The 20,969-nt window shown below is 42.3% G+C and carries 22 protein-coding genes; 9 read left to right on the top strand and 13 right to left on the bottom strand.

Annotated elements, in window-relative coordinates:
• Nucleotides 1-351: 351 nt before the first annotated feature.
• Genes AC2T15_RS12315 through AC2T15_RS12300 form a run of 4 tightly spaced genes read right to left on the bottom strand, consistent with a single transcriptional unit; the run spans nt 352 to nt 4,215 of the window.
• Complete coding sequence (locus tag AC2T15_RS12315; protein ID WP_486779141.1) at nt 352-1,983, bottom strand: hypothetical protein; 1,632 nt, start codon at nt 1,981-1,983, stop codon at nt 352-354.
• Nucleotides 1,984-1,992: 9 nt separating this feature from the next.
• On the bottom strand, nt 1,993-3,087 hold the full coding sequence (locus AC2T15_RS12310; protein ID WP_486779140.1) for a hypothetical protein: 1,095 nt from the start codon (nt 3,085-3,087) through the stop codon (nt 1,993-1,995).
• Complete coding sequence (locus tag AC2T15_RS12305; protein ID WP_486779139.1) at nt 3,065-3,703, bottom strand: hypothetical protein; 639 nt, start codon at nt 3,701-3,703, stop codon at nt 3,065-3,067. Before AC2T15_RS12305 ends, AC2T15_RS12310 begins: the two co-directional genes overlap by 23 nt.
• On the bottom strand, nt 3,703-4,215 hold the full coding sequence (locus AC2T15_RS12300; RefSeq protein ID WP_486779138.1) for a type IVB secretion system protein IcmW: 513 nt from the start codon (nt 4,213-4,215) through the stop codon (nt 3,703-3,705). The genes AC2T15_RS12305 and AC2T15_RS12300 overlap by 1 nt, the downstream gene beginning before the upstream one ends.
• 90 nt (nt 4,216-4,305) lie before the next feature.
• Between AC2T15_RS12300 and AC2T15_RS12295 the strand changes: the two genes are divergently transcribed.
• Together AC2T15_RS12295 and AC2T15_RS12290 are read left to right on the top strand one after the other, a co-directional pair.
• Complete coding sequence (locus AC2T15_RS12295) at nt 4,306-4,815, top strand: hypothetical protein (protein ID WP_486779137.1); 510 nt, start codon at nt 4,306-4,308, stop codon at nt 4,813-4,815.
• A complete protein-coding gene (locus AC2T15_RS12290) occupies nt 4,802-7,069 on the top strand; it encodes a DotA/TraY family protein (RefSeq protein WP_486779136.1) in 2,268 nt (755 codons plus the stop codon). Before AC2T15_RS12295 ends, AC2T15_RS12290 begins: the two co-directional genes overlap by 14 nt.
• A 251-nt stretch (nt 7,070-7,320) precedes the next feature.
• Here the strand turns inward: AC2T15_RS12290 and AC2T15_RS12285 are convergent, their stop codons facing one another.
• The 7 genes from AC2T15_RS12285 to AC2T15_RS12255 all read right to left on the bottom strand — a co-directional run bounded on the left by AC2T15_RS12285 (nt 7,321) and on the right by AC2T15_RS12255 (nt 12,969).
• Nucleotides 7,321-8,664 (bottom strand): IS1182 family transposase, encoded by a 1,344-nt coding sequence (locus AC2T15_RS12285; RefSeq protein ID WP_486779135.1) that lies wholly within the window; start codon nt 8,662-8,664, stop codon nt 7,321-7,323.
• A 428-nt stretch (nt 8,665-9,092) separates the two neighbouring features.
• Complete coding sequence (locus tag AC2T15_RS12280) at nt 9,093-9,755, bottom strand: hypothetical protein (RefSeq protein WP_486779134.1); 663 nt, start codon at nt 9,753-9,755, stop codon at nt 9,093-9,095.
• Between the two features lie 103 nt (nt 9,756-9,858).
• Nucleotides 9,859-10,290 (bottom strand): hypothetical protein, encoded by a 432-nt coding sequence (locus AC2T15_RS12275; protein ID WP_486779133.1) that lies wholly within the window; start codon nt 10,288-10,290, stop codon nt 9,859-9,861.
• Nucleotides 10,291-10,345: 55 nt separating this feature from the next.
• Nucleotides 10,346-10,705, bottom strand: a complete 360-nt coding sequence (locus AC2T15_RS12270; protein ID WP_486779132.1) for a hypothetical protein — start codon at nt 10,703-10,705, stop codon at nt 10,346-10,348.
• Nucleotide 10,706: 1 nt separating this feature from the next.
• Nucleotides 10,707-11,045 (bottom strand): IcmT/TraK family protein, encoded by a 339-nt coding sequence (gene icmT / locus AC2T15_RS12265; protein WP_486779131.1) that lies wholly within the window; start codon nt 11,043-11,045, stop codon nt 10,707-10,709.
• The gene (locus AC2T15_RS12260; RefSeq protein ID WP_486779130.1) at nt 11,045-12,217 is read right to left on the bottom strand and encodes an ATPase, T2SS/T4P/T4SS family; all 1,173 of its coding nucleotides are present in this window, start codon (nt 12,215-12,217) and stop codon (nt 11,045-11,047) included. The genes icmT and AC2T15_RS12260 overlap by 1 nt, the downstream gene beginning before the upstream one ends.
• Nucleotides 12,205-12,969 (bottom strand): type IV secretory system conjugative DNA transfer family protein, encoded by a 765-nt coding sequence (locus AC2T15_RS12255; RefSeq protein ID WP_486779129.1) that lies wholly within the window; start codon nt 12,967-12,969, stop codon nt 12,205-12,207. The genes AC2T15_RS12260 and AC2T15_RS12255 overlap by 13 nt, the downstream gene beginning before the upstream one ends.
• Nucleotides 12,970-13,482: 513 nt before the next feature.
• Between AC2T15_RS12255 and AC2T15_RS12250 the strand changes: the two genes are divergently transcribed.
• From AC2T15_RS12250 to AC2T15_RS12235, 4 genes are read left to right on the top strand one after another with little or no spacing between them, the layout of a single operon-like run.
• On the top strand, nt 13,483-14,664 hold the full coding sequence (locus AC2T15_RS12250; protein WP_486779128.1) for a hypothetical protein: 1,182 nt from the start codon (nt 13,483-13,485) through the stop codon (nt 14,662-14,664).
• A 56-nt stretch (nt 14,665-14,720) separates the two neighbouring features.
• Nucleotides 14,721-15,164, top strand: a complete 444-nt coding sequence (locus AC2T15_RS12245) for a hypothetical protein (RefSeq protein WP_486779127.1) — start codon at nt 14,721-14,723, stop codon at nt 15,162-15,164.
• A gap of 9 nt (nt 15,165-15,173) precedes the next feature.
• Nucleotides 15,174-15,737 carry a tetratricopeptide repeat protein gene (locus AC2T15_RS12240; protein WP_486779126.1) on the top strand — a complete coding sequence of 188 codons (564 nt, stop codon included), beginning with the start codon at nt 15,174-15,176 and terminating at the stop codon, nt 15,735-15,737.
• Nucleotides 15,724-16,497, top strand: a complete 774-nt coding sequence (locus AC2T15_RS12235; protein ID WP_486779125.1) for a TraX family protein — start codon at nt 15,724-15,726, stop codon at nt 16,495-16,497. Before AC2T15_RS12240 ends, AC2T15_RS12235 begins: the two co-directional genes overlap by 14 nt.
• Before the next feature lie 461 nt (nt 16,498-16,958).
• Here AC2T15_RS12235 and AC2T15_RS12230 read toward each other — a convergent pair whose 3' ends face one another.
• Entirely contained in the window at nt 16,959-17,219 is a 261-nt protein-coding gene (locus AC2T15_RS12230; protein WP_486779124.1) for a hypothetical protein, read from the bottom strand.
• Nucleotides 17,219-18,130, bottom strand: a complete 912-nt coding sequence (locus AC2T15_RS12225) for an endonuclease (RefSeq protein WP_486779164.1) — start codon at nt 18,128-18,130, stop codon at nt 17,219-17,221. The genes AC2T15_RS12230 and AC2T15_RS12225 overlap by 1 nt, the downstream gene beginning before the upstream one ends.
• A gap of 931 nt (nt 18,131-19,061) precedes the next feature.
• Here AC2T15_RS12225 and AC2T15_RS12220 point away from each other — a divergent pair.
• The 3 genes from AC2T15_RS12220 to AC2T15_RS12210 all read left to right on the top strand — a co-directional run bounded on the left by AC2T15_RS12220 (nt 19,062) and on the right by AC2T15_RS12210 (nt 20,930).
• Nucleotides 19,062-19,994: a replication initiator protein A gene (locus AC2T15_RS12220; RefSeq protein WP_486779123.1), complete on the top strand. Its 933-nt coding sequence runs from the start codon at nt 19,062-19,064 to the stop codon at nt 19,992-19,994.
• 206 nt (nt 19,995-20,200) lie between these two features.
• Nucleotides 20,201-20,599, top strand: a complete 399-nt coding sequence (locus AC2T15_RS12215; protein WP_486779122.1) for a LexA family protein — start codon at nt 20,201-20,203, stop codon at nt 20,597-20,599.
• Nucleotides 20,589-20,930 (top strand): Y-family DNA polymerase, encoded by a 342-nt coding sequence (locus AC2T15_RS12210; RefSeq protein WP_486779121.1) that lies wholly within the window; start codon nt 20,589-20,591, stop codon nt 20,928-20,930. The genes AC2T15_RS12215 and AC2T15_RS12210 overlap by 11 nt, the downstream gene beginning before the upstream one ends.
• Nucleotides 20,931-20,969: the final 39 nt, after the last annotated feature.

Genomic DNA, 20,969 nt, shown 5'->3' with positions numbered 1-20,969 from the left:
CACAACGCAAGTGCATGAGAAGTGCGTCCTGTTTAGAGCGCCATAATTCTTTTATAGAATCCTGTAAACGCATAGGCACACTGAGGCTCCTATTTGTTACAGTGTCATCTAAAGAGTCAAAGAAAGACTGCCCTACCTCGTACAATTCCATATGCGGTAATTGCGATAAAGCAGTCACGTCCAACCCAAATTTAGCCCACCCATTTCGCAAACGTTTGAAACCATTTGCTTGAATGACAGGATGCATGCTCACTGGCTCACCTGTAATAAACGTCAAGATTGCTCCGTTTATAGAAATTGGCTCAATAATCGCTTGCTTATGGCGTACCCAGTGTGTTGGAAACATATACTTTACATTCCCATGGACTGATTGTTATCAGCTTTAACGGCATCCGTTTGGCCTTGAGATTTATCTTTCAACCCTAGCAGTTCCAAAACCTTATTAAAGACAGCTTTTAAGCCTTCAAAACGGAAAAGCTCAACGATAAACTTAGAGCCATTTTCTGAGTTTTTAACCATGTTTGCATGGGCTTTAGCCATATTTTCACGTTCTTTTAAAACAGCTTCATAAGCATCTTTATGCATTGGATTATTTAATTGTTTAGCTAACAACTTGTCATTCAATAGTCGCTCTAAAGTGTTATCTGCACGAGATAAAGAGAGCATTCCATCTTTCACGTTAGAATGGTTCTGTTCACTTCCGTAAGCTTTATTTAAGTGTTGATTGGCTTCCTTCATGTGGTTTACGGCACTTTCAAGCTGACTTTGAAACATTGAATTAGCACTACGCTTTGCTAACTCACCATTTGCGTTTTTTACATGTCCATGTAAACCGCGAATAGCTTGAAAGGCACCACGTGCTCCAGCAGCAGCAAGCGCTAGTTTTCCATCACCATAATGATTTTCAACATTATTAGTTACTCTTGACCTGTCACCATAGCTGACCGGAATAGCAAGCGATTCATCATTACTACTGGCATCTTTAGAGCTACTATCATCAACTTCATCTGTAGGCCTGTTGTACCATCTTGCTTCATCAGCAAGTGGCGAGAGACTCATGTTTCGCGCAATTGGAACCTCGTTAAACCGATATCCAACGGTATTTTCCTGATCAGGCAGATCAGCTGTATCAGTAGCACTTGGGACATCTTGGCTCTCAACAAGATCAGCTACGTCTGCAAATTCAGGTTCATTGCTATCGGCATCTGTAGGAAGAAAACCACTTATAAAATCAAGATCTTTAGCTTCATTTGGTGGCTGTTCAGTGAGATTAGAAAACCCTGTACCATAATCATCACCTAGTTCCTTTAGAAATGTATCAGTGGCAGCTTCACTTTTGGCCTGCCCAATTTCGCTCGGAGAAACATCTATAACGGCATCCGATATATTTGACTCAAAAATCGGTGGCTTAGCGTTTTCAAGATCTTGAGTATCGTCATCACTAAAGTCAGGTCTATCTTGATCATCAGCAACTTGTTCTGTTGTTGCCCAAAACGGTTCTTCTTGATGAACATCTTCTTGATTGGCTTCAGCTGCCAAAAAAGGAACTGAATCATTATTTTGAAGCAAACTCCCAAGTTTAAAAATCCGTGTAACCTGTGCTGGCAATGGACTCACGTCTAACAAGGTTGACTGAACATCCGTCTCTGGCTCTGGTTCTGGCTCTGGTTCTGGTTCTGGCTCTGGTTCTGGCTCTGGTTCTGGTTCTGGCTCTGGCTCTGGCTCTGGCTCTGGCTCTGGCTCTGGCTCTGGCTCTGGCTCTGGTTCAGGCTCTGGTTCAGGTTCAGGTTCAGGTTCAGGTTCTGATTCTGGCTCACTATAAAGCGACTCATCGACTGCACTTACATGTAGATTTTCTTCTGGATCTAACTCGATCTCATTAAGAAAACTTGCGATAGGCTGATTAACAGTATCCTTAGAGTCAGCTCGATCCTCCAAACCAGAGGAAAGGTTTCTCAGTAGATCATCTAAATTATTCTCCATAGCGACCTCTTATGGCATACCTGAATCAATACGCTTCATTTCAGCAGAAACCATTCGAGTCTCCATTGAAGCCATTAATCGTGTTAGCTGTTCAATATTTTTATTAAGTGTGTATTGCTGGCGCAATTGTTCAGCCCCTATAAGTACAAGCTCACGCTGCATTTTCATATCGGAACTTGAGGTCATTGTTTCTAGAATCCACATCGGCGAAGTAACGCGGTACGTTGCAAATAGTCTTTCTAATTGCTCAGGCGAAATCTTTTTTGAAAACTCAGCCTTCTCACTCTCGCTGAGATACGGTAACGTTGACTCTAAAAGAGTCTTTACGTCTTTAGGCTCAATAAATTGCTTATTCTTCTGCAGATGCTGAATCAAAATAGCCTGCGCAGCTGCCATCCTCTCGTTCATTGTGAGTCGCTTTGACAGCTCATGTTTTTCGCTTGGGCTTCCCTTTTGTAAGATTTGTAACTGCCCTTTTTCACTCGGCATTGAGACAGGATTCGGATTAGTTAACAACAGTAACTCATTCTCTTTTTTACCTTCATCATTTTCATCAATTTCGAACGGTTCCATTAATACGATTGATGACCCCTTAACAGCATCTTCCTCCTTAAGATATTCTTTAAGGACTTTATTCGTGTGATATTCCTTTTGAGGCTCACCCTCGGCTAACTGTTGGCCAGTTGTATTATGATCTTCAATTTTTCTAGTGATCACCTCTGTGGCTGCCTTACCGCCGCCACCTGATACAGCACCTCTAATACCAGCAGCTTCATAATGTGAACAAGCGTGCCGCGGTTTAGATAAGGTACCTACATCCTTTGAAAGCTGAATACTCTCTTGTGCTTTTGCTATCGCCACTTCCCGTTGTGTTGCTATCGTTTCTTGTGCTTTAACTGAGTAGTCAATGGCATTTAGTAATTGTTGTGTTTGCATACGTAGACCATCTAGGACAGCATGAGCAGCATCGTGTGAGCCTTGCTGACAATTCAGGCAGTAAACGGGGATACCTGCCGCATAACTCCCAGCTGGCAGTGCCGCTGCCGCTGACACGCCTAAAACCAAGGCAATAGTTTTTAACTTATAGATTTTTGAGCGCATCATCGATACCTTTCCTTAAAGTGTCATCAACGTCTGGTCGTTTTCGGTCTGTGGCCCCCGACATAATATCTTTTAGCCCTCCACCTACTTGCCCAGATGCGTTATTCATTTTTCCTGTTATCACATCAATGGCAGCATCCTTTGCCTTTTCAACAATGTCATACTCATCTACCTGAATACCGCTACCACTTCCGTTAGTAGAACCACCGATACCTATATCAACAATTCCATATGGATCACCTACACCAAACTGAAAGTTATTAACCAAGTCAGTCACGACCTGATCTGCCATTTTGCAAGCTTGTGCAACTAACATGTCAGTAATGTTGTTAACCATGCCTGAGAACGACATCGGCACTTTCATTCGCACCAGCATTCCTAATTTATCTATGATCTCAGAGCAACTACCACGGTTAACATCAATAGACGAAACACCACCTTTAATGCCATCCTCGATGCCTTCGTAGTAGTCCTCAGTTCCTTTCATAATTCGATCATGTGACTCACGCATAACAGTATCAATATCGCACTGTTCTACTGCAGCTAATGCTGAAGGCACATAGAAAAACTGAGCTAAACCAATGGCTGAAATCGCGCCAGCAAGTTTTAACTTATTCACTAATTAGCTCCTAAGATAAGTTTTAAATCTTCTTTGATTCTTCTGGCCCTGTTAGGCATAAACACCTTACTGGCTAGGTCTACCCTTTGAATTACTGCAAGCCGCTCAAAATATAAGCTCGAATACGGGGTGGCTTGTAGGTCATCCTGTTCCATGCTGAGTGTCATAATTAAGCGGCTGGCAAAGCCTTCCTGATTGTTTTCCAAGAGCTGAATAGCTCTAAGGAAAGAAGGCATATTCAAATAGGTAAACAAGCGTGATAGTGAATGAGCACTTTCTAACTCAGTCATCGATTCAGCTTTTTGCTGATCAGTCGCAGCGACAATAAAGCCAATCAGGTGATCAAGAATCTTCGTTTTAATTTCTTCAGGCACTGCAGTCCAGTATTCGCGCTTACTCATCTCGTCTAATAAGCGGTTTATATGGCTGCCTCCATGCTCTTGCCAATGTTTGAAAACATTGTCCAAGGTAAGATGCTTTTGCACTTCTTCTAGCGTGTTCGATTCCGTCATATTCACCCTTTAAGGTAACCTGTTTTAGTTCTGTCAGATATCGTATTATAGTTTGCTACGATATTAAAGGAGCTTAAAGCGAGGTTTCCTATGAAAAATGAAACAGATCATCAAAATATTGTTGACGATGACAAGCCTGAAAAAAAAGCGACCAAAAAAAGAGCAGGACGAGTTATTGCCAAACAGCTTACGGGGATAGCTCCAGTAGCACGAAACCTTAGTCACCTAAAATACCGCGCTAGATTTCCCTTCGCTAGCAAAGTCATTCTAGGAATGAAAAAAGCTTCTCAAAACCCTCTGACTACAGAGGTGGGGCCTAAAGTATCAGATCATGATCAACGGCAGCTGATTAAGCGGAGCATGTTCTGGCACATGTTTCTAATTATTGTTCTAACGCCACTTCTAGTCCTATCGGTATTGAGCCTTTCAAAAGGCTTGGGTCATTTGGTTTTTAATAAAAACATTGGCCTGCTCTCGAATATCTATCTGTGGCAAGGCATTGGTGCAACATTGCTAATTAGCCCAAGACTATTCATATCAATTAAAAGCTACATGTTTTTCAAACAGTTTGCTGATGGTAACTTCCATGAACAGAATTAAATCGTTTGCACTACTTGTTGGCTTACTAGGGCTACCAGTCATTGCTCAAGCAAGCTCTGGATCTAATGAAATAACCGATGTTGGTCAAAAGGTCATTAATTTTATCCTCTATGGACAAGAAGTGCCTAAGGATGGTGCATCTCTACTCTCGACCGTTTCTGGAGTATTGAACCTTATCGCGCTATTTTTCATGGCCGCATTATCTATCCTTGGCGGGTTGAATTTTATTATTTATACAGCTAACAAAGGCAAAATAGGTGGGGAGGTTATCTCTAGCTTTTGGATGCCTATACGTATTTCAACAGCTACTATTTTGCTCGTACCACTGATCAGTGGCTTTAGCACTATTCAGTACTTAGTGCGCAATGTTGCGGAGGCAGGCAACGAACATGCTGCATATTTAACAACAAAAGGTCTTGAACACATTGTTAACGAAGGTACATATCGCCCACCTATGCTTGCCGACTCTTACCCATTTGTAGGTGACTGGCTAACAAGTGAAGTGTGCCGTCTCTACATAGATAGCAAGGAAAAACGTGAGGCTATTGTTGCAAACCCAATCAAATCCCTCACCACATCAGGTTATGCCTATGGTATGAAAGAGAAAGAAAGAACAGGGGTTATGAACTGGGTGCCAGGTTTCCGCATGATCTTAGGTAAGGCCAGCCCACGACAAACGTACTGCGGGACAGTATCTATCTCTATTCCTACTAGAACCTTGAATACCGCCTTAGCTACTGAAGAAATAGGCTTTCAAAACTATGCTGCACAAACAGCTGCGAAAGAGTTCCCTAAGATCTTACGGCAGGTTCAACCTGATGTAGAGGCTATTGCTAAAAAGATAATGGCTGATGAATATGCCTTAGCTGACCTACAGAAAAGTGGAATAACGAAACAAGCTGAATTTGAAAACAAATACAAAAACATGGCCAACGTGATTGAAGGCTCAGGCAATGACATTCAAAAAGCAGCAGAGAAACTTGATAAGTTGCTAGTTGCAGCAACAACAAAAATTGTAAGTGAACACCAAAATAAATTTAACAAGGCAGAAAGTAAGTGGCATGAGGAAATCAGCGCTAAGGGATGGACTGCGCTTGGTACCTCGTACTGGTATATTACTAAGCAACAGCAACGAATAAATGATACGGCGGCATTATTTAGACCTACGGTTTCACCACCCGAGTTGGATGGAGACTACATAGATGATGAGCGACTGCATGAGTTATTCGAGAGAGTTACAGGTCTTGCTAACACTAGCCAACGTAGTGATGGTAAAAGCGGCACAATAAAAAGCATTAACTTCTCGGGTGCTGACTCGACAAATGATGTAGCTAAACGCGTCCCTGTTGCCATAAGCAAGTACGTTGCCGAAGCATTATTTACATCTGATGATGATGGCAATCTGATTGGAACACTTCAAAAGAATGGCTCTTTAGTTACTGCTACTCTTGATGTGGCTCTGTATGGTTTCATCGGGGCTAAAGCTATCACAGACGGCGCTCTCGAAGCAGCAAAGCAAGCGGCTGACGCAGGTTCAAAAGCTTTTGGGGGGATGTTTGCTGTGTTCACTGGCCCAGCAGCAACAATTGGTGTTGGAAAACTTGCTTTTCTAAGTAGTTTGTTCGATTCGGCTAGTTCAATCGTAAAATCGATCTACTTTCCAATGATGCTTGGTGGGTTTGTTCTGGCTGTTATACTTCCAGCTATTCCCCTTATGTATTGGATCATGGGCGTAATTTCATGGATGCTCTTCTTCATTGAGTGCATTATCGTTTCCCCGTTTTGGGTTGCTGCACACGGTACAGCAGAGCGCGAAGGCTGGGGAACCGAGCATACGCGTCAGGGTTACATGCTAATGATAGGCTTGTATCTAAATCCGATTCTTCGAGTAGCTGGCTACTTCGCGATATTCCTCGCATTAGTCCCCCTCTCGTGGTTCGTAAAATGGTTTAGCGATTACATGTATGGAGTGATCTCAACCTCCTACGTATCGCCAATGCTAATCGTGGGCGGAACACTGGTATTCGTATACGTTGCCTATCAAGGCGCAATACGGATCTTTTCACTACCAAACGAAGTCTTTGAAAGAGGTCTGCGCTGGCTAAATGGTGGACAAGAGGTTACTGGAGACAGCAACAACGAACACCAAACCCGTATGATGGTGATGAGCATGGGTAATCGAATGGGTAGTGCACCTGATAGGATATTTACACAGCGAGATAGAAATAAAGATAATAAGGGCAAAACTAGATAAAATGACCCAAATAAAAAAGCCACGCTTTTAGCGTGGCTCAGGTAGCTGACAAACCCCGCCTTTTTGGTGGGGTTTGTTGTTTTATGCACTTCAATGCCGCTTTTTCTTTTGGGATAAGCACTCAAATGGGATAAGCGTTCAAAGAGCGGAAGTTTTTGCTCCAAGATTTTTTAAAGTAAATTGGGCGTATCTGAGCTTAAGTAGGCGTGTAAACAGGCACTCATGAGGGCAAGAGGTTTACAAAAGCGGGATTATCCTGCCAGTAGTGCGATTTTCTTGATGTTTTGTGCCACGGCAGTCATCAGGCATTGCGCCTGCACTTTGTGACGACCACGATACCGCGCGTAGCGGTATTGATGCAGCTCTTTGGCATCAGCAAAGCTTCGCTCTACTGTTTCTTTGCGCCTCTGATAGATCGCCTTGCCCCAAGGCGTCAGCCGGTTGGCATCCTGCCGTTCTCTGCTGTCTTCCCACACATGACGGGTGACCGTTTTTTGTTGTTTGGCGTTCTGAGTACAGCGTGAAAGCAGCGGGCATTGTCGGCACATAGCCGGATCAGATACATAGTGGCGATACCCTTCCCGGTTAGTTGTACTGTAAATCAAAGCCTGTCCTTGTGGGCACACATACTGGTCTGTTTCGGCGATATAGATAAACTCACGTTTACGCAAGTACCCTTGGCGATGGATCGGTCGCCGATAGCCAAACACAGCTTTTATCCCCTTATCTTCCAGACCTTTGCTGATGGCTGTGGTGTGATAGCCAGCATCCAGGCCAACATACTGGACGTTAAAGCCAAAACGCTGTGTCTGCCGTTCCAATCGGGCCAAATAGGGCACTGCGTCGTGGACGTTACCTGCCGTGACATGCACATCGGTAATGATATTGGCTTTGGTATCCACCGTACGATGGTCAAGATAAAAGAAGCCTTGGGGTTTGTTATCCCGAGTCATAAAGCCGCTTTCAGGGTCGGTCTTACTTTGTTTGATTTCCCGCACCTGAGGTTCGCTCGATGGCGGCGGCAAGGGCTTTTTTCCGTGGGATAGGCGATCCTCCTCGATCGCCTGATCCAACTTATCCATATAGGCTTGCCGTTCTGAAACGGCGTGTGCTTTGACCCATTTCCCCTTGTTAGCATTGGCTTTCAGGTGGGTTGAATCGGTATACAGTACCGTGCCGGATACCAACTTACGCTGCATCGCCTGCAAGACGATTTCATCAAAAATTTGCTGGTAGATATCCGAGTCATTAAAGCGGCGGCGACGGTTCTGGCTAAGGGTGCTGGCATCAGGGACTTTGTCGGTCAGGTTTAAACCGAGGAACCAGCGGTAGGCTACATTGACCTGAACCTCACGGATCAACTGACGTTCACTACGAATACCGAATAAATAGCCTATAAGCAGCAGTTTAAACAGTAGGGTTGGATCCAGCGCTGGGCGACCGTTGTTCGCGCAGTACAAGTCTTTGACCAGATCATGGATAAACGAGAAATCGATATGACGATCTACTTTGCGTAGTAAATGGTCAGAAGGAACCAGCTCGTCAATACAGACAAATTCGAGTTCGGACTGGGTCTGGGGACGATCACGTAACACTGTACAACTCCTGCAGCAGATGTGTGCCCAGTATAAAAAACAAACCCCTCGATGGGAACGAGGGGTTTGTCAGCAGTCTGAGCCACGCTTTTAGCGTGGCTTTTTTTATAAAGTCGAAATATTCTTCAAAGCGGCGGTTGTAGACGGACAAAATAGTTGGGAACTGGGAGGGATGGAAATGGGGGATTTTGAGGGTTATTTGGGGAGAAGTGACAAAATAGATGGGAACTAGGTGTGACGTAGTAAATTAATGCGAAAATAGAAAATGACAAAATAGTTGGGAACTAGGACTCTCTTATCCTTACTCTTCGCATCTGTATCGGGTGATAAAAGGATGGTGGTAATCATTATTATCTATGACCATAACAAAAGCCCAGTATGCTTTTTCACAGCATAACTGGACCGATTTCAGTTTACAACTATTTTGTCTAGGTGCAATCTATTTTGTCACTCCACAGCGGTGCAACAAATAGGTTTCCCATAATTAGTATGGAGAACATAGGAATCACTAGCCATGCCCCAAAGAGCATAAATATAGCACCTATAACAGAAAGCCCACTGAGTCCCCCGTATTGATCTACTGCGGTTCCAGTAGCACGTACTATGTGAATGCCATAAAAGCGCAGCTTCTCAAGAAGCTGTGCAATAACAGGGCAGATTGCACCAACGAGCAAGGTCTTAAATAAAATTGTTCCAGCCCAGTATAAGTAGTCGATGGCGGCTTCATCGTGTAACCAAAGAGTATCCTTAAAACCGATAAGTAATTCCTTTTGCTGGATAATGTAAAGAACGATACTACCGTACAAGAGCCACTTGCTTGCATAGCTAAAGCCAGTTTGCATGTAATAAGCTAATTCACCATAGACCTCTTTAAAGTAGTCGCTACCAGCTAGCAATGCCTTAAGTCTATGCGAGTGATAAAAGTAAATTGGAACAAAGCAGCTGATCATCCATTCATCAAACCCCAGTTTAAAATAATTCAGAATGAATCCTATAATCGACATCTGTAAAGCTATGGCCACAAGGGTGTCAGGCGTGCTCCAGAATTTATTAAAAAACCCTTTATAGTTATTTGACAGGTAAATATGCATAAAACACCTCAACCATTTATCGTATCGTACTACGATATACAACTATCTAATCGCAAGCAATAAAAAACCTCGCTCTGGGCGAGGCTTTTAAATGGTTTTGTTTCTAAAAACATGGAATGCCTTTTGGGCAGTATTTGTACTCAATATTCATGTACGAGTAATCTTTTCCTCGTAATCTTGAATGTGGCTCCTGAACAAAGAACCAGTCACCGCGATCTGCCTCAAGGAAATGCAGTTTATTCTCTCTAAGCTCATACTTCGGTTCATCGGCATCGCCTACATACAGGAAATTGCCCTTAATTTTAAAATTTACCGCTGGGTTGGCGTAATTAAGCTTACCGCTGCGTAACGTATGAAAGTTACGAATTTTTAGGTTTTGATCATCAACCTTAGCAATAAAAAGCACATCTGGATAATGACTGTCACCAAACGAATTAACAAACCAATGACCTTCAAACTGTTCGGCTGGCGCTGCTTGGACACTCCCAATTAAGCTGAAAACCAAGCCACTGGTGATTACAATCTTTTTAAACATTCTCTACCCCTCGTAGGATTCAACGTAATACCAATCTGACTGGTATTAGTCAGTTTCACTTAGTGAACGATGGTGCATTAGGATGCCTCTCAGCATCATTTATTTTACGTATAAGATCATCAGGTGATTCGTTTATGGTTTCAGGCTGTTTGCTTTCTGTAACCTTTGTTACTAGCTGCCTATCCTGATGCCGCTTAATATAAGCATTAAAAATCCGCATAAATTCGTCATCTTTGCTAGCTAAGCGCTCACGAAAATCTGCTAACACAAGTTGTGATAAATAGTAGCTAATATTTCTAGTATCAGCTTTCTTTCTTAACTCGTGGTTCATGGCATCGAAAAATGCCTTGTCTTCCGCAGTATCCAAAATATCCGGCACTATGCTTAGTGTAGCTCTATAAACAGTCTTTTTCATGCTACTTACGAACCCGATAAACGTTTGAAAAGGACGTGCCGCTGCTCACCATGCGCTGATACCATCTGCGTGAATGAATAGTCCTGTCGCGCCCTGCTAATAAGCTACGCATTTTTCGTAAGGCAACGTTCAACGTGTAGCCGTATCGCTCAAGAATAATCAGTACGATAATTGCGTACAGCGACACTTTGAGGGTTATCATAAATGGAAGTATTGGTAGAGCTAAAAGCGGCACTAAAACAGAGGTGTGAACTGACAACATACGGCCTAAAGAAAGCCTCGACTGTTTGGATGCATAGGCCGTGTTTACGGCTAGACCATCCTTGTTTGTAATAATCATTAAAAGTCCTCGCTTAATTCTCTACGAACAGCATGAATAACCGACTCAGCAATATGCCCACGCTCATACTGCTCTTCAGTATCTTGAAGTAAATCAATTCCAACCTCTGGTGACTTCATCAGCTTTCCGATCTCAAAAGGTAAGCGACTCATATCATCAATACGCATAAGCCTATTTCTCACATCCTGAGTAAAAACTAAAGCTGACCTGATCGGGTGGCGGCCTATTCCAGTCGGCGTGGAAACGAGGCGTTGGTGAATGATTAAACGTGTGTTATCAATAAGGTTAAACAGTACACGTACACGATCTTGTCCCGAATAGTTATCAGCCAAACGTGGCAAAGTTAATTCAGTAGATGCTGTATGAGTAGTTGTATAACATGTGTGTCCAGTAAGCCCAATAGTTATTGCACCATTAATACTCTCCCTATCTCTAGCTTCACCTAAAAGCACACTATGTGGATGTCTCCTAAGTATATTACGAATACCTTCCTCAAATGATTCAATGTTAGCCCCCGTTCCCCTGATACCAATCTCACACTGAGAAATAATTCCCGTTTGATTTGGTAGCCCGATGAAGTTCAACTCAATAGGTTGTTCGAGAGTAATTACATGTCGCCCCTTATTAGCTGTTAAAAGTTCTCTAATGGTCGCACCTAGCAATGTAGTTTTACCTGATCCAGTTACGCCACTTACAATTACAAGCCCTGACTGAGGGCATATATTATCCTTTATTAGATCAGGAACATTAAGCTCGTTTAGCGTAGGAGGTAAACCGCTACTTGGTCGAATAACAATCTCAATGCCTCTATAACCATCGGCTCCTAAGCAACCAGTTGCATTAACGCGGAACGTAGCATATTTACCACGACCAACTTGTAGCTTGTATTTGGTATCAATAGGTGTAGCGTTTACTGTAATATCCAATGATGCCGAAGTATTGTCTGTGATATAGTTAATTATATCTGACAGTTCGGACATTGTTAGGGGCCTATCTCCCACTCTTACTATCTGATCACTCCAAATAACACTCCATGGTTCACCAGATAGCAAAATAAGGTCCTCTACCTTATTATCGATGCAGTATGTTAAAGCATCATCTAACCATTGCTTATCAACAACAATTGGCTGATAGAACTTAGGTGCTGGTAAACCTGTTATTACTTCGTCCATATTGGTTCCCAGTTATCAGCGGACTTAAAGTTAGCACTATTTTCTACACGAAATACCTTTTCATCAATGTTCATGGTGCGTCCGTTAAACGTAACTTGTGCGTTGGTTGCGTAAACAGTAGCTGGCGTTAAAAGATTCTTTTTCTCTGTAGTTATGTATAAATATCGACCATTAATATCCTTAGCTAACTGTGCAACTCTGTCAGTAAAGATATTGTCTGCATCTTGCACACCAGAGCGCCAGCCAGCTTCAACAGCACTTTTCCATACTTTAATTTCAACTGGTGTTACAGGTAAAATAGATGAATGAGGGGGCTGAGGCTTTTCATAATGCTGGACTAGATAATCACGCCATGTAGGTACAGTGCTTACTAATTCAGCCTCACTATCTATAGTGTAGCTTTTACTGATTGTTCTTAGTTGATCCCCTTCATTAATTAACTGCGAATTAACCTCAGTAAGAGATGGTATTAACAAATTTCCTTGTCGAACGAATCCAGCAAAGTTGAAAAGAGCATTCAATTTATCCTCATGCTCATCAAGATATTCCATGATCAAATCGTAGCGAACACTAAGTCCGCTTTGAGCACCGAAACGTAGACCTTCCTGTCTAATAGCGTTTAGTTTTACTCCACCAACCAGCTCCTCCTTAATTGCCTGTTTTTTACCCTTTAGGTTAATAGCTTCATGCAGCTCTGGGGCATAACGCATTGACTCTACAATCTCAATATCAGCTATAGGGAAATCTATCATTTCGTCACTCCGACAAGGTGGGCTTTATATCGTGACATACTATCACACAGATATAGCAGATACATAAAAACAGCGATTTTGTCCTAAAACGACAGTCTCAAAGCAACACCTAATTAGCACTAGGAGCTACTGTCTGTAGTTATCTGTAGCTAAACGTAATCAGCGTAGGAGCTAAATCAAACAGTAGCATTACTCTACTGCAGGTAGCTGCCTTAAGGTGAGTACAGAGCTTGATAGGCGTGGATAAACCTCTTTATTTGTATTTACCTACATGTAGCTTCATCTAAACAGAGTGGTGAGGTGTTCTAAAAACGGATTTATACGACAGAGAGCCTATGAAATTGTCAGAGCATCTCCATTCGTGACGTAGTATTATACGACAGCGGTGCCACAGTTCTGACATACGATTTGTACCAACTCTATTAAGGGGGTACTAAAAGCATGGTCATCGAACAGTTCACGAAACAAATTGGGATCAAGAAAATATGCACCACTCTTTCATGAGGGTTTTCTATGTTAGCTAAAGACGTGGTTCACACACACAGGGTGGCCCATAGCATACTTAGGGATTTCCTACGTGATAGCTCAGTATCAGGTATCAGTAGTGATAACCTAATCCGTTTTATGGAAACAACTGAATGTGGTCCTCACATAGATTCTGTCATCGAGCAAATTCTAATTGATAAGCTCTTTATATGGTTGTGTTCACGCGTTAAAGAAAAGACGATTACGATTAGAACAGCACAACGGTACAAGAAGGACCTATACGAGTTTTACCAAGATCAAAAGCATTATGATAAATGCAATGAAATAAACGCATGGCTATTTAGACAGTCCACCATTGATAGGTCAACCAGTGACTCGAAAGCATTAATAGCTAGGCAATCCAGTAACAAGAAAAATGGTAAACCTAGTGGTGATTTAGAATTAGAGCATCTACCTGCAGCAGATTGGGTAAATCTAGCTAACATGCTGCAATCGGCCAATGCTAAAGGTAAACCTAATTATAAGCACGGAAACTACACAAGCTGCCTATTTCAAGCAATCCTAATGACAGGCTTACGTCCTAGCGAATGGTTATCCGCCAGACTGGAAAGTAATTACACAGATCCAGTTACATTAATTACACGTAAACACGTGTTATTCGTCAATACGTTAAAGCAGCAGCATCGACGTGACGATAATCCGTTAAGAGAATATCGCCTACTCGATCTTAGTGAGTGGTCTAACAGTCAGCTAGCTATTATACGTTATGTATTAGAAATATATCGTTCAAATAGTGAATCTGCCATGCAGCGCATGTATGACTCAGCGAGGGTTTTACTAAAGCGCACATATCAGAAATACATGGGCAACCAAGATAATAGTGTAAGCCTAAATTTTTATACGGCTCGCCATATATTTGCTGAGGAAGTTAGACGAAGCAAAGAATACTCATCATCTGAATTAGCGGTTTTATTAGGGCATACCTTGTTAACCAATCAAAGATATTACGGTGTAAAAAGTCACTCACTAAAAAGAAGTTATTCATTCGATCTACCTAAAGCATGGTCAGGTGATGCCGAAGCAGTTGCCATGTGGGATAAAACAATTAACCCGCGAGACTACTTAGAGGCTAAAAAAGAACGTGCGGCTACAGACGGACTTTCGTTCGATGAAATATCCAAGATTAATAGCCAGTTAAAGTCGATGTGAGTAATGAAGTATGGACAATCGATTAACTAATGGTGTAACAGTTTTAGGCAAGTACGGTGAATAAATTGAGTATGCTCTTTTCAATCAGGACATTATTAAGGTTTCCTTTTTTATTAAAGATTACCTATATGAAGGTCAACCAGCATTTTTGTATGTTACCGCGCGATTCAAACAGGTCGCGTTTAGATATTGCCATCAGCGGTGGAATTAAACAGTTTAAGGCGGTAGCAGGTCGAAACGATTATATATCTAAGCGTTATCAGTTTAGCCACTATGCCGACTACGTTAGTACCGAATATGCGGCTGGCACCAAATTAATATGTATAGAGTTTAAGCGCCAGCAAAGATCAACCAGCTACATGATTAATGGCTGGGAAACTGGGCAGTGTTCGGTTCATGGAATTATTGAGAATAAACATGACCGATATGCACCAGTCGCGGGTTCATTAAGTGATGATCCTGTTATTGCACCTCATAAAATTAACATTGATAAGGAGTAACTATCTGCTATGATTGGTACCCGCACCAAAACGACATTTAGCCTGTTAGCGTTTTTGTTTTGTGCAATACAAAACAGTGAGGCAAACGAATTCCGCGCATCAGGCAATCCCCTTAATGAACGTGCAGAACAACTGCTAAAGCAGTCGCGCCAAGGCGACTTAAGTGTCGTCAATGAGCTTGGTAATCTTTACCTAGTAGGGGCAACCCAAGACCGATCAGTTATCCGTTTACTTGAGAAAGCATCCGATAATGGTTCAGGCGCAGCATCCATGCTTTTAAGCAGCCTTTACGAATCTGGTAAAGGTGTTAAGCAGGACAGAAAAAAAGCTTATAGCTATCTCACCAAGGCTGGCAAACAAGGTGATGCTACTGCACAGCTAAAAATATCCTTTTATCTTTTTGAATCTAAGCCTGAGCTAAGTCGGCGCTGGGAATCGTCTGCCCTAAAGACGGTCCACCGTGATTTGGAAAATATGGAGCGTGAACGTATAGATAGGGAAAAGCGCTCTAAGCAGGAAGCAGCAAGAGCAGCCGAGCTATACCGTAAGGAGCTCACCAATGACCAGTTCTAATGAGCTATTCGATAGCGCCAGCAATCCAGCAAAACGCTACCTAGTTAATCCAGAGATGAGCTCTGGGGCAATTGAGACAATCAAATGGCTCGCAATCATTTTTATGTTTTTAGATCACATAAACCGTGCGTTCTTTGACATAGACTGGATGTACAATCTTGGGCGCATAGCGTTCCCTTTGTTTGCCTTGATGTTTGCATACAATATGGCTCGGCTTGATAGTAAAGATTACGGCACACATGTAAGAGCGATAAAACGGTTAGTATTGTTTGGGGCAATCGCCCAGCTTCCGTACCTATTTCTTACAGGCAATCTACCGTATACAGAAGAAAGTCCAATGCCGCCGCTGCTCCCGCTTAATGTGCTGTTTCTTTTTGCAGTAGCAGCAGGCATTTTCTACACGTTGGATATCAGTCTTTTTGCGAACAAACTGAAGAAGCTAGGTGCGACCAGTCTCGCTATACTGATTTTTATACTGTTTGGCTCCCTAGTAGAGTTCTTTTACATAGGGTTAGCCATCTGCATCGTGGCTTTCCATTACTTTCGGACACCTAATCTAATCAAGGGTAGCCTGATATTTTTCCTTGTCTCGTTGCTGGTGCTTGTTAATGAAAATAACTATGCCCTGCTTGCGTTGCCGATATTCATCTTGGTTAGCCATTTAAAGCTAAGCTGGGTTAGCCGTAGCAAGTGGTGGGTTTTCTATGGTTTTTATCCGGCTCACTTAGCAGTGCTTGGGGGGATCAAACTAGTAATCTAGGCTACCTATCGATTGAGGCGCATAGGCACAAGATTCCGACAGTTGAATCTAGCCTTAAACTAACCTAATCTAAAGGCTACTGTTTAGTAGGTTATGCGCTTACTAATTTAAAGCCGCAAGCTTGGTTCATACCAGTCGCTAGCGGCTTTTTTTATGGCTGGGGTTTTAGCTAGTTGTGTGTTGGATTGTTGTGGTGAAGCTAAGGCGGGAACCAGCGTTAGCTAGTTAGCGAAAAAAGCTGGGCAGCTATATAGGGCTACCCTGAGTGTAAATGTAGTAGATAGCTGCGCCAGCACCAATTAAAAGCCACAAACGACTTGGTAAAATAAACATTATTAATCCTTACTCCATTCCAGCCCCTAGAATGCTCTCTAGTGGCGACTAAACGGATTCTTGCAGGTTTCTATGGGTTAATCCAGTAAAGCGCTCAAAGGCTGGAATAGAGGCGCTGGTGCGCTCTTTTAAAGATTAAGCAGATAGATTTGGGAATAAACCAATAAAAATGAGCTGGTAGCTATCAAAATCGCGTCAGATAGCACTTTAATGCTTGAAATTGAGTTCGGTATAACAGAGCGTAAAATGGCAATCGAAAAAACAAGCATTGCCATATAGAGCAAATGGTCTTTACTGATACTGAAATTCACCAGTGCAGCAATCAGTCCAAACATACCGCCAGCAGTCCCTATAAGAGCCGCAGTTTTAAGCATTTCAAAGTTAAACATTAACAGTTCCTTGCCTTACGAAACCCAGCAGCCTGCGCTTCTGGTTCACTAGAAAATTGAATGACATTCTTAGGGTTTACCGAATTGTAATTAGGACAATGGTGAAGGTGGTATATCTTGCTATTTTTGTTAGCGTTAATAATTGTGCCCTTTTGAGCTGGCGCTGTAACGGAACCTCTAGGGCTATAGCTTTGATCGTTGCTTAGTAAAGCGTTAACTCTTGCTAAACCTGCACCTGTATTTTTGTGGTTGATATTCCACGTCTTATGCCCTGTTACGAATTCGTTGCTGTGACCCATAACCTTGGCAATACGCTTATCACGTTCTAGCTCCCAGCTAGTTACAGGAAACTGTTTATCCCAAGCCATAAACAAACGCTGTTGCTGGGTAGACATTTTCAGGTCATAGGCATCGTGCATATAAAAATTTATCCGAGCTACCATTCCTTTAACTTCGTCACGTGGCTCAAAGACACGTTGCTTAAAATCCACCCTGCTTTCACACATACCGTGTTGGGCTGGCGCATTGGGTAATAATCCAAATCGATATGCTGAGCGATCAGCGTTCACCTCGCCTACTGCAATATCCAAATTATGCATATCAGCTTCAATGTAATTAAAGACGGGATCAACTTTGTTGCAGTTCTTTCGTCCACCGGATTTCCAGCATTGTCTTTGGTGGGCAACGTGGCTTATAGGTGTTACATGCTCATATTCAATACGAATAGCTCGATTGGGTATTGCTCGGACTTGGTAGCCACACGATTTGTGATCTACTCGACCTCCGCTCTCACCTGCCCACGACCAGTTACAGCCACAGTAGATAGTTCCTTGCTTGGTTCGATCAAAATATACGTGTTCCTTCGTAAGAATCTTAGCTTGCCTAAAATTTTTTGGTGAAGCGTGTGTCAATTGTACGACTGCAGTTAGCGTAGTAACTATCGTTAAGGTAAGTATGCGTTTTTTCAATGTTTTAGCCTTCGAGTTTATCTGTAACGTACTACACTACAAGATAAGAAGCGGTTTTCAAAAGTTTTATAGGGTTTTGGGTTAAAAGAGTTATAAAAGAGTTAAAAGAGTTAAAGGAAAATAAAAGGGCTGTAACCCTCGAATCTAGCGGCGTTGGCCGTTTGTCGGATTCCTGTGATACGGTGGGAAATTCCTGTGATACGGCTTGAAATTCCTGTGATACGGTGGAAAATTCCTGTGATACGGGGCACCTAAAACGCTTATCCACATCATCCACAAGCAAATTCCTGTGATACGGGTCTAATTTCGATCATAAAGTGATCAAAATTCCTGTGATACGGTGGTTTGAACTCACTAATGTTTAGCTTTGATTCCTCTGATACGGTGGTTCGTACATGCTTATCTGTAGTGTGCATTCCTCTGATACGGTGGTTCGTACATATTTATTTGTAATGTGCATTCCTCTGATACGGTGCTTTGCGCAGACTCATTTCTAGTGTGGATTCCTCTGATACGGTGGTTTGTGTAGGCTTCTTTCTAGTATGGATTCCTCTGATACGGTGGTTTATGCAGGCATATTTCTAGTATAAATTCCTCTGATACGGTGGTTTATGCAGGCTTTTTTCTAGTATAAATTCCTCTGATACGGTGGTCTGAACCAATTTTTTTACTTCTCAATTCCTGTGATACGGTTTATTTGTCCATAAAATATCGTATTGTAGTATTGTATTGTGCATTACAAAGTGAATATTCGTATTTTTTACGATTAAAAGCTATTGGCGTTCGAGTAGAGTATGGAGCTAAATGTGGCAATTGTTCCTGTGATACGTTTGCTTCAGAAGCCAATACAAAGGAAATAAGTAGGTAATAAAGTATGAGTGATGAAAACGCAGCAGTTGATCTGCTTAGCATTACCTCGACTGTGCTTGATAACTATCGAAGTGATATAGCTAGTCTGGAGCATCCATTTTTCTCGCTATCCACTAAGCGCGACATGTCGGTAAAAGTATACGCATACGGAAACCTTAAGATGACTGTCAACCCCAGTCACATTGGCCGAGCAACTATATTTGATAAAGATATATGGCTTTATGTGATTTCCCGCCTACAAGAAAAAATCCGCCACGGTGAACCCATTAGCAAAAAGGTCTCTTTCACAGCAGCAAACTTCCTCAAGAGCACCAAGCGCAATTTATCGGGACGATCATATCAAAACCTGAAAGATGCACTCACGCGGCTACGCGGTACCTCTGTCATTACAAACATTAAGAACTCCAAGACCACACAAGAGACCTTTGAGTTCGGCTTAATTGACTCATGGCACATACATTCAGAAAAAGACTCAAACAGCATGGATATGCATAAAGTAGTAGTTGAGCTACCTGAGTGGGTTATGAGTGCGGTTAAAGCGAATAATCTTCTCAAAGTATCAAGTGAGTATTTTGAGATCACATCACCATTGAAGCGCCGCTTGTACGAAATAGCGCGCAAACATTGTGGTCGGCAGGACAGCTTCTGTATTAGCCTTGAAAAGCTATTTATTAAGGTTGGTAGTAATGGAACGTTACCAAAATTTAGATTCAACATTAAAAAAATTGCTCAAGAGACAGAAGATGCAATTGAGGTAGGATTAAAGAAAAAGGAAGCACCTACGTTGCCTATCCCCGAGTACCTAATTAGGTTCGAGAGCAAAAGTGACAACGTTTATTTCGTGAACACTGATCAAACATCAGATGAGGCATTAGCTTCTAAAGATAAGCGCACTGGCGATCAAAAAATGAGAGAGTTACAGCAGTCATTGCTTTAGGGGCTAACCTGACTTACAGGCAAAAGTATTTGTGATGCACATACCTTGTAGTCCCTTCATCGTTCGTTTTAGCTTCGGCTTTTGCGCCAGCTATATTACGTGTGTCCACTACGTTGAATTCATTAAAGCTACCTAGTCTCAGGCTAGTACCCTGACTAAATCTAGAATAAAATGAAGCTGTTTATATATACAGTGGTGGTTTTGCTATGAATCAACAGCCAGTACCTCGTTATGAAGCCCGTGTAGATTGTGGGTTTCCCAGTCCAGCTCAAGACTATGTAAGTGAGCCAATCTCTTTAGATGCTCACCTGAGTCTAAGATCACCGAGTGTCTATCTTGTATCTGCCAGTGGCTCCAGTATGGAGGGAGTTGGTATTTATGATGGTGACTATCTCGTTGTAGATCGATCACTTGAACCAAAAATAGGTAGCGTGTTGGTAGTCAACGTTGACGGTGCGTTAATGGTTAAACGTTATATAACAAGTAATGGCATACCTGTTTTGTCTAGCGCAAACCCTGACTATCCTGATTTCCCTTTTAGCGAATTCAACGAAGTGTGTGTTTGGGGCGTAGTAACTCACAGCATTAGACGACATGAGCAATAAGATATATTTCCTCATCGACTGTAACGCCTGCTTTTGCAGCATCGAGACTTCCTTTAGACCTGATCTCTTAGGTCGCCCTGTTGTGGTGTTATCAAATAATGATGGAAGCATTATTGCTAGGAATACTCAGGCAAAACGGTTAACAAAAATGGGGCAGCCTTATTTTCAGGTACGTGGCCTCTTGCGCCAGCATGGAGCCGCCGTTTTTAGTAGCAACTTTGAACTGTACGGTGATATGAGTCGTAGAGTCATGGAGATACTTCAGATAGAGCTTGGTGATGTCTATCAATACTCTATTGATAAGAGTAAGTTGTATAGTGCGGACGCCTAAGCTATTGAGTTCTATCTATGGACATTGTTAAGCGTCCCA

This window comes from Thiopseudomonas sp. SA1F2-1K, assembly GCF_057443035.1.
The sequence above is the reverse complement of the archived record's forward strand: the minus strand, read 5'-3'. Positions and strand labels throughout refer to the sequence as shown.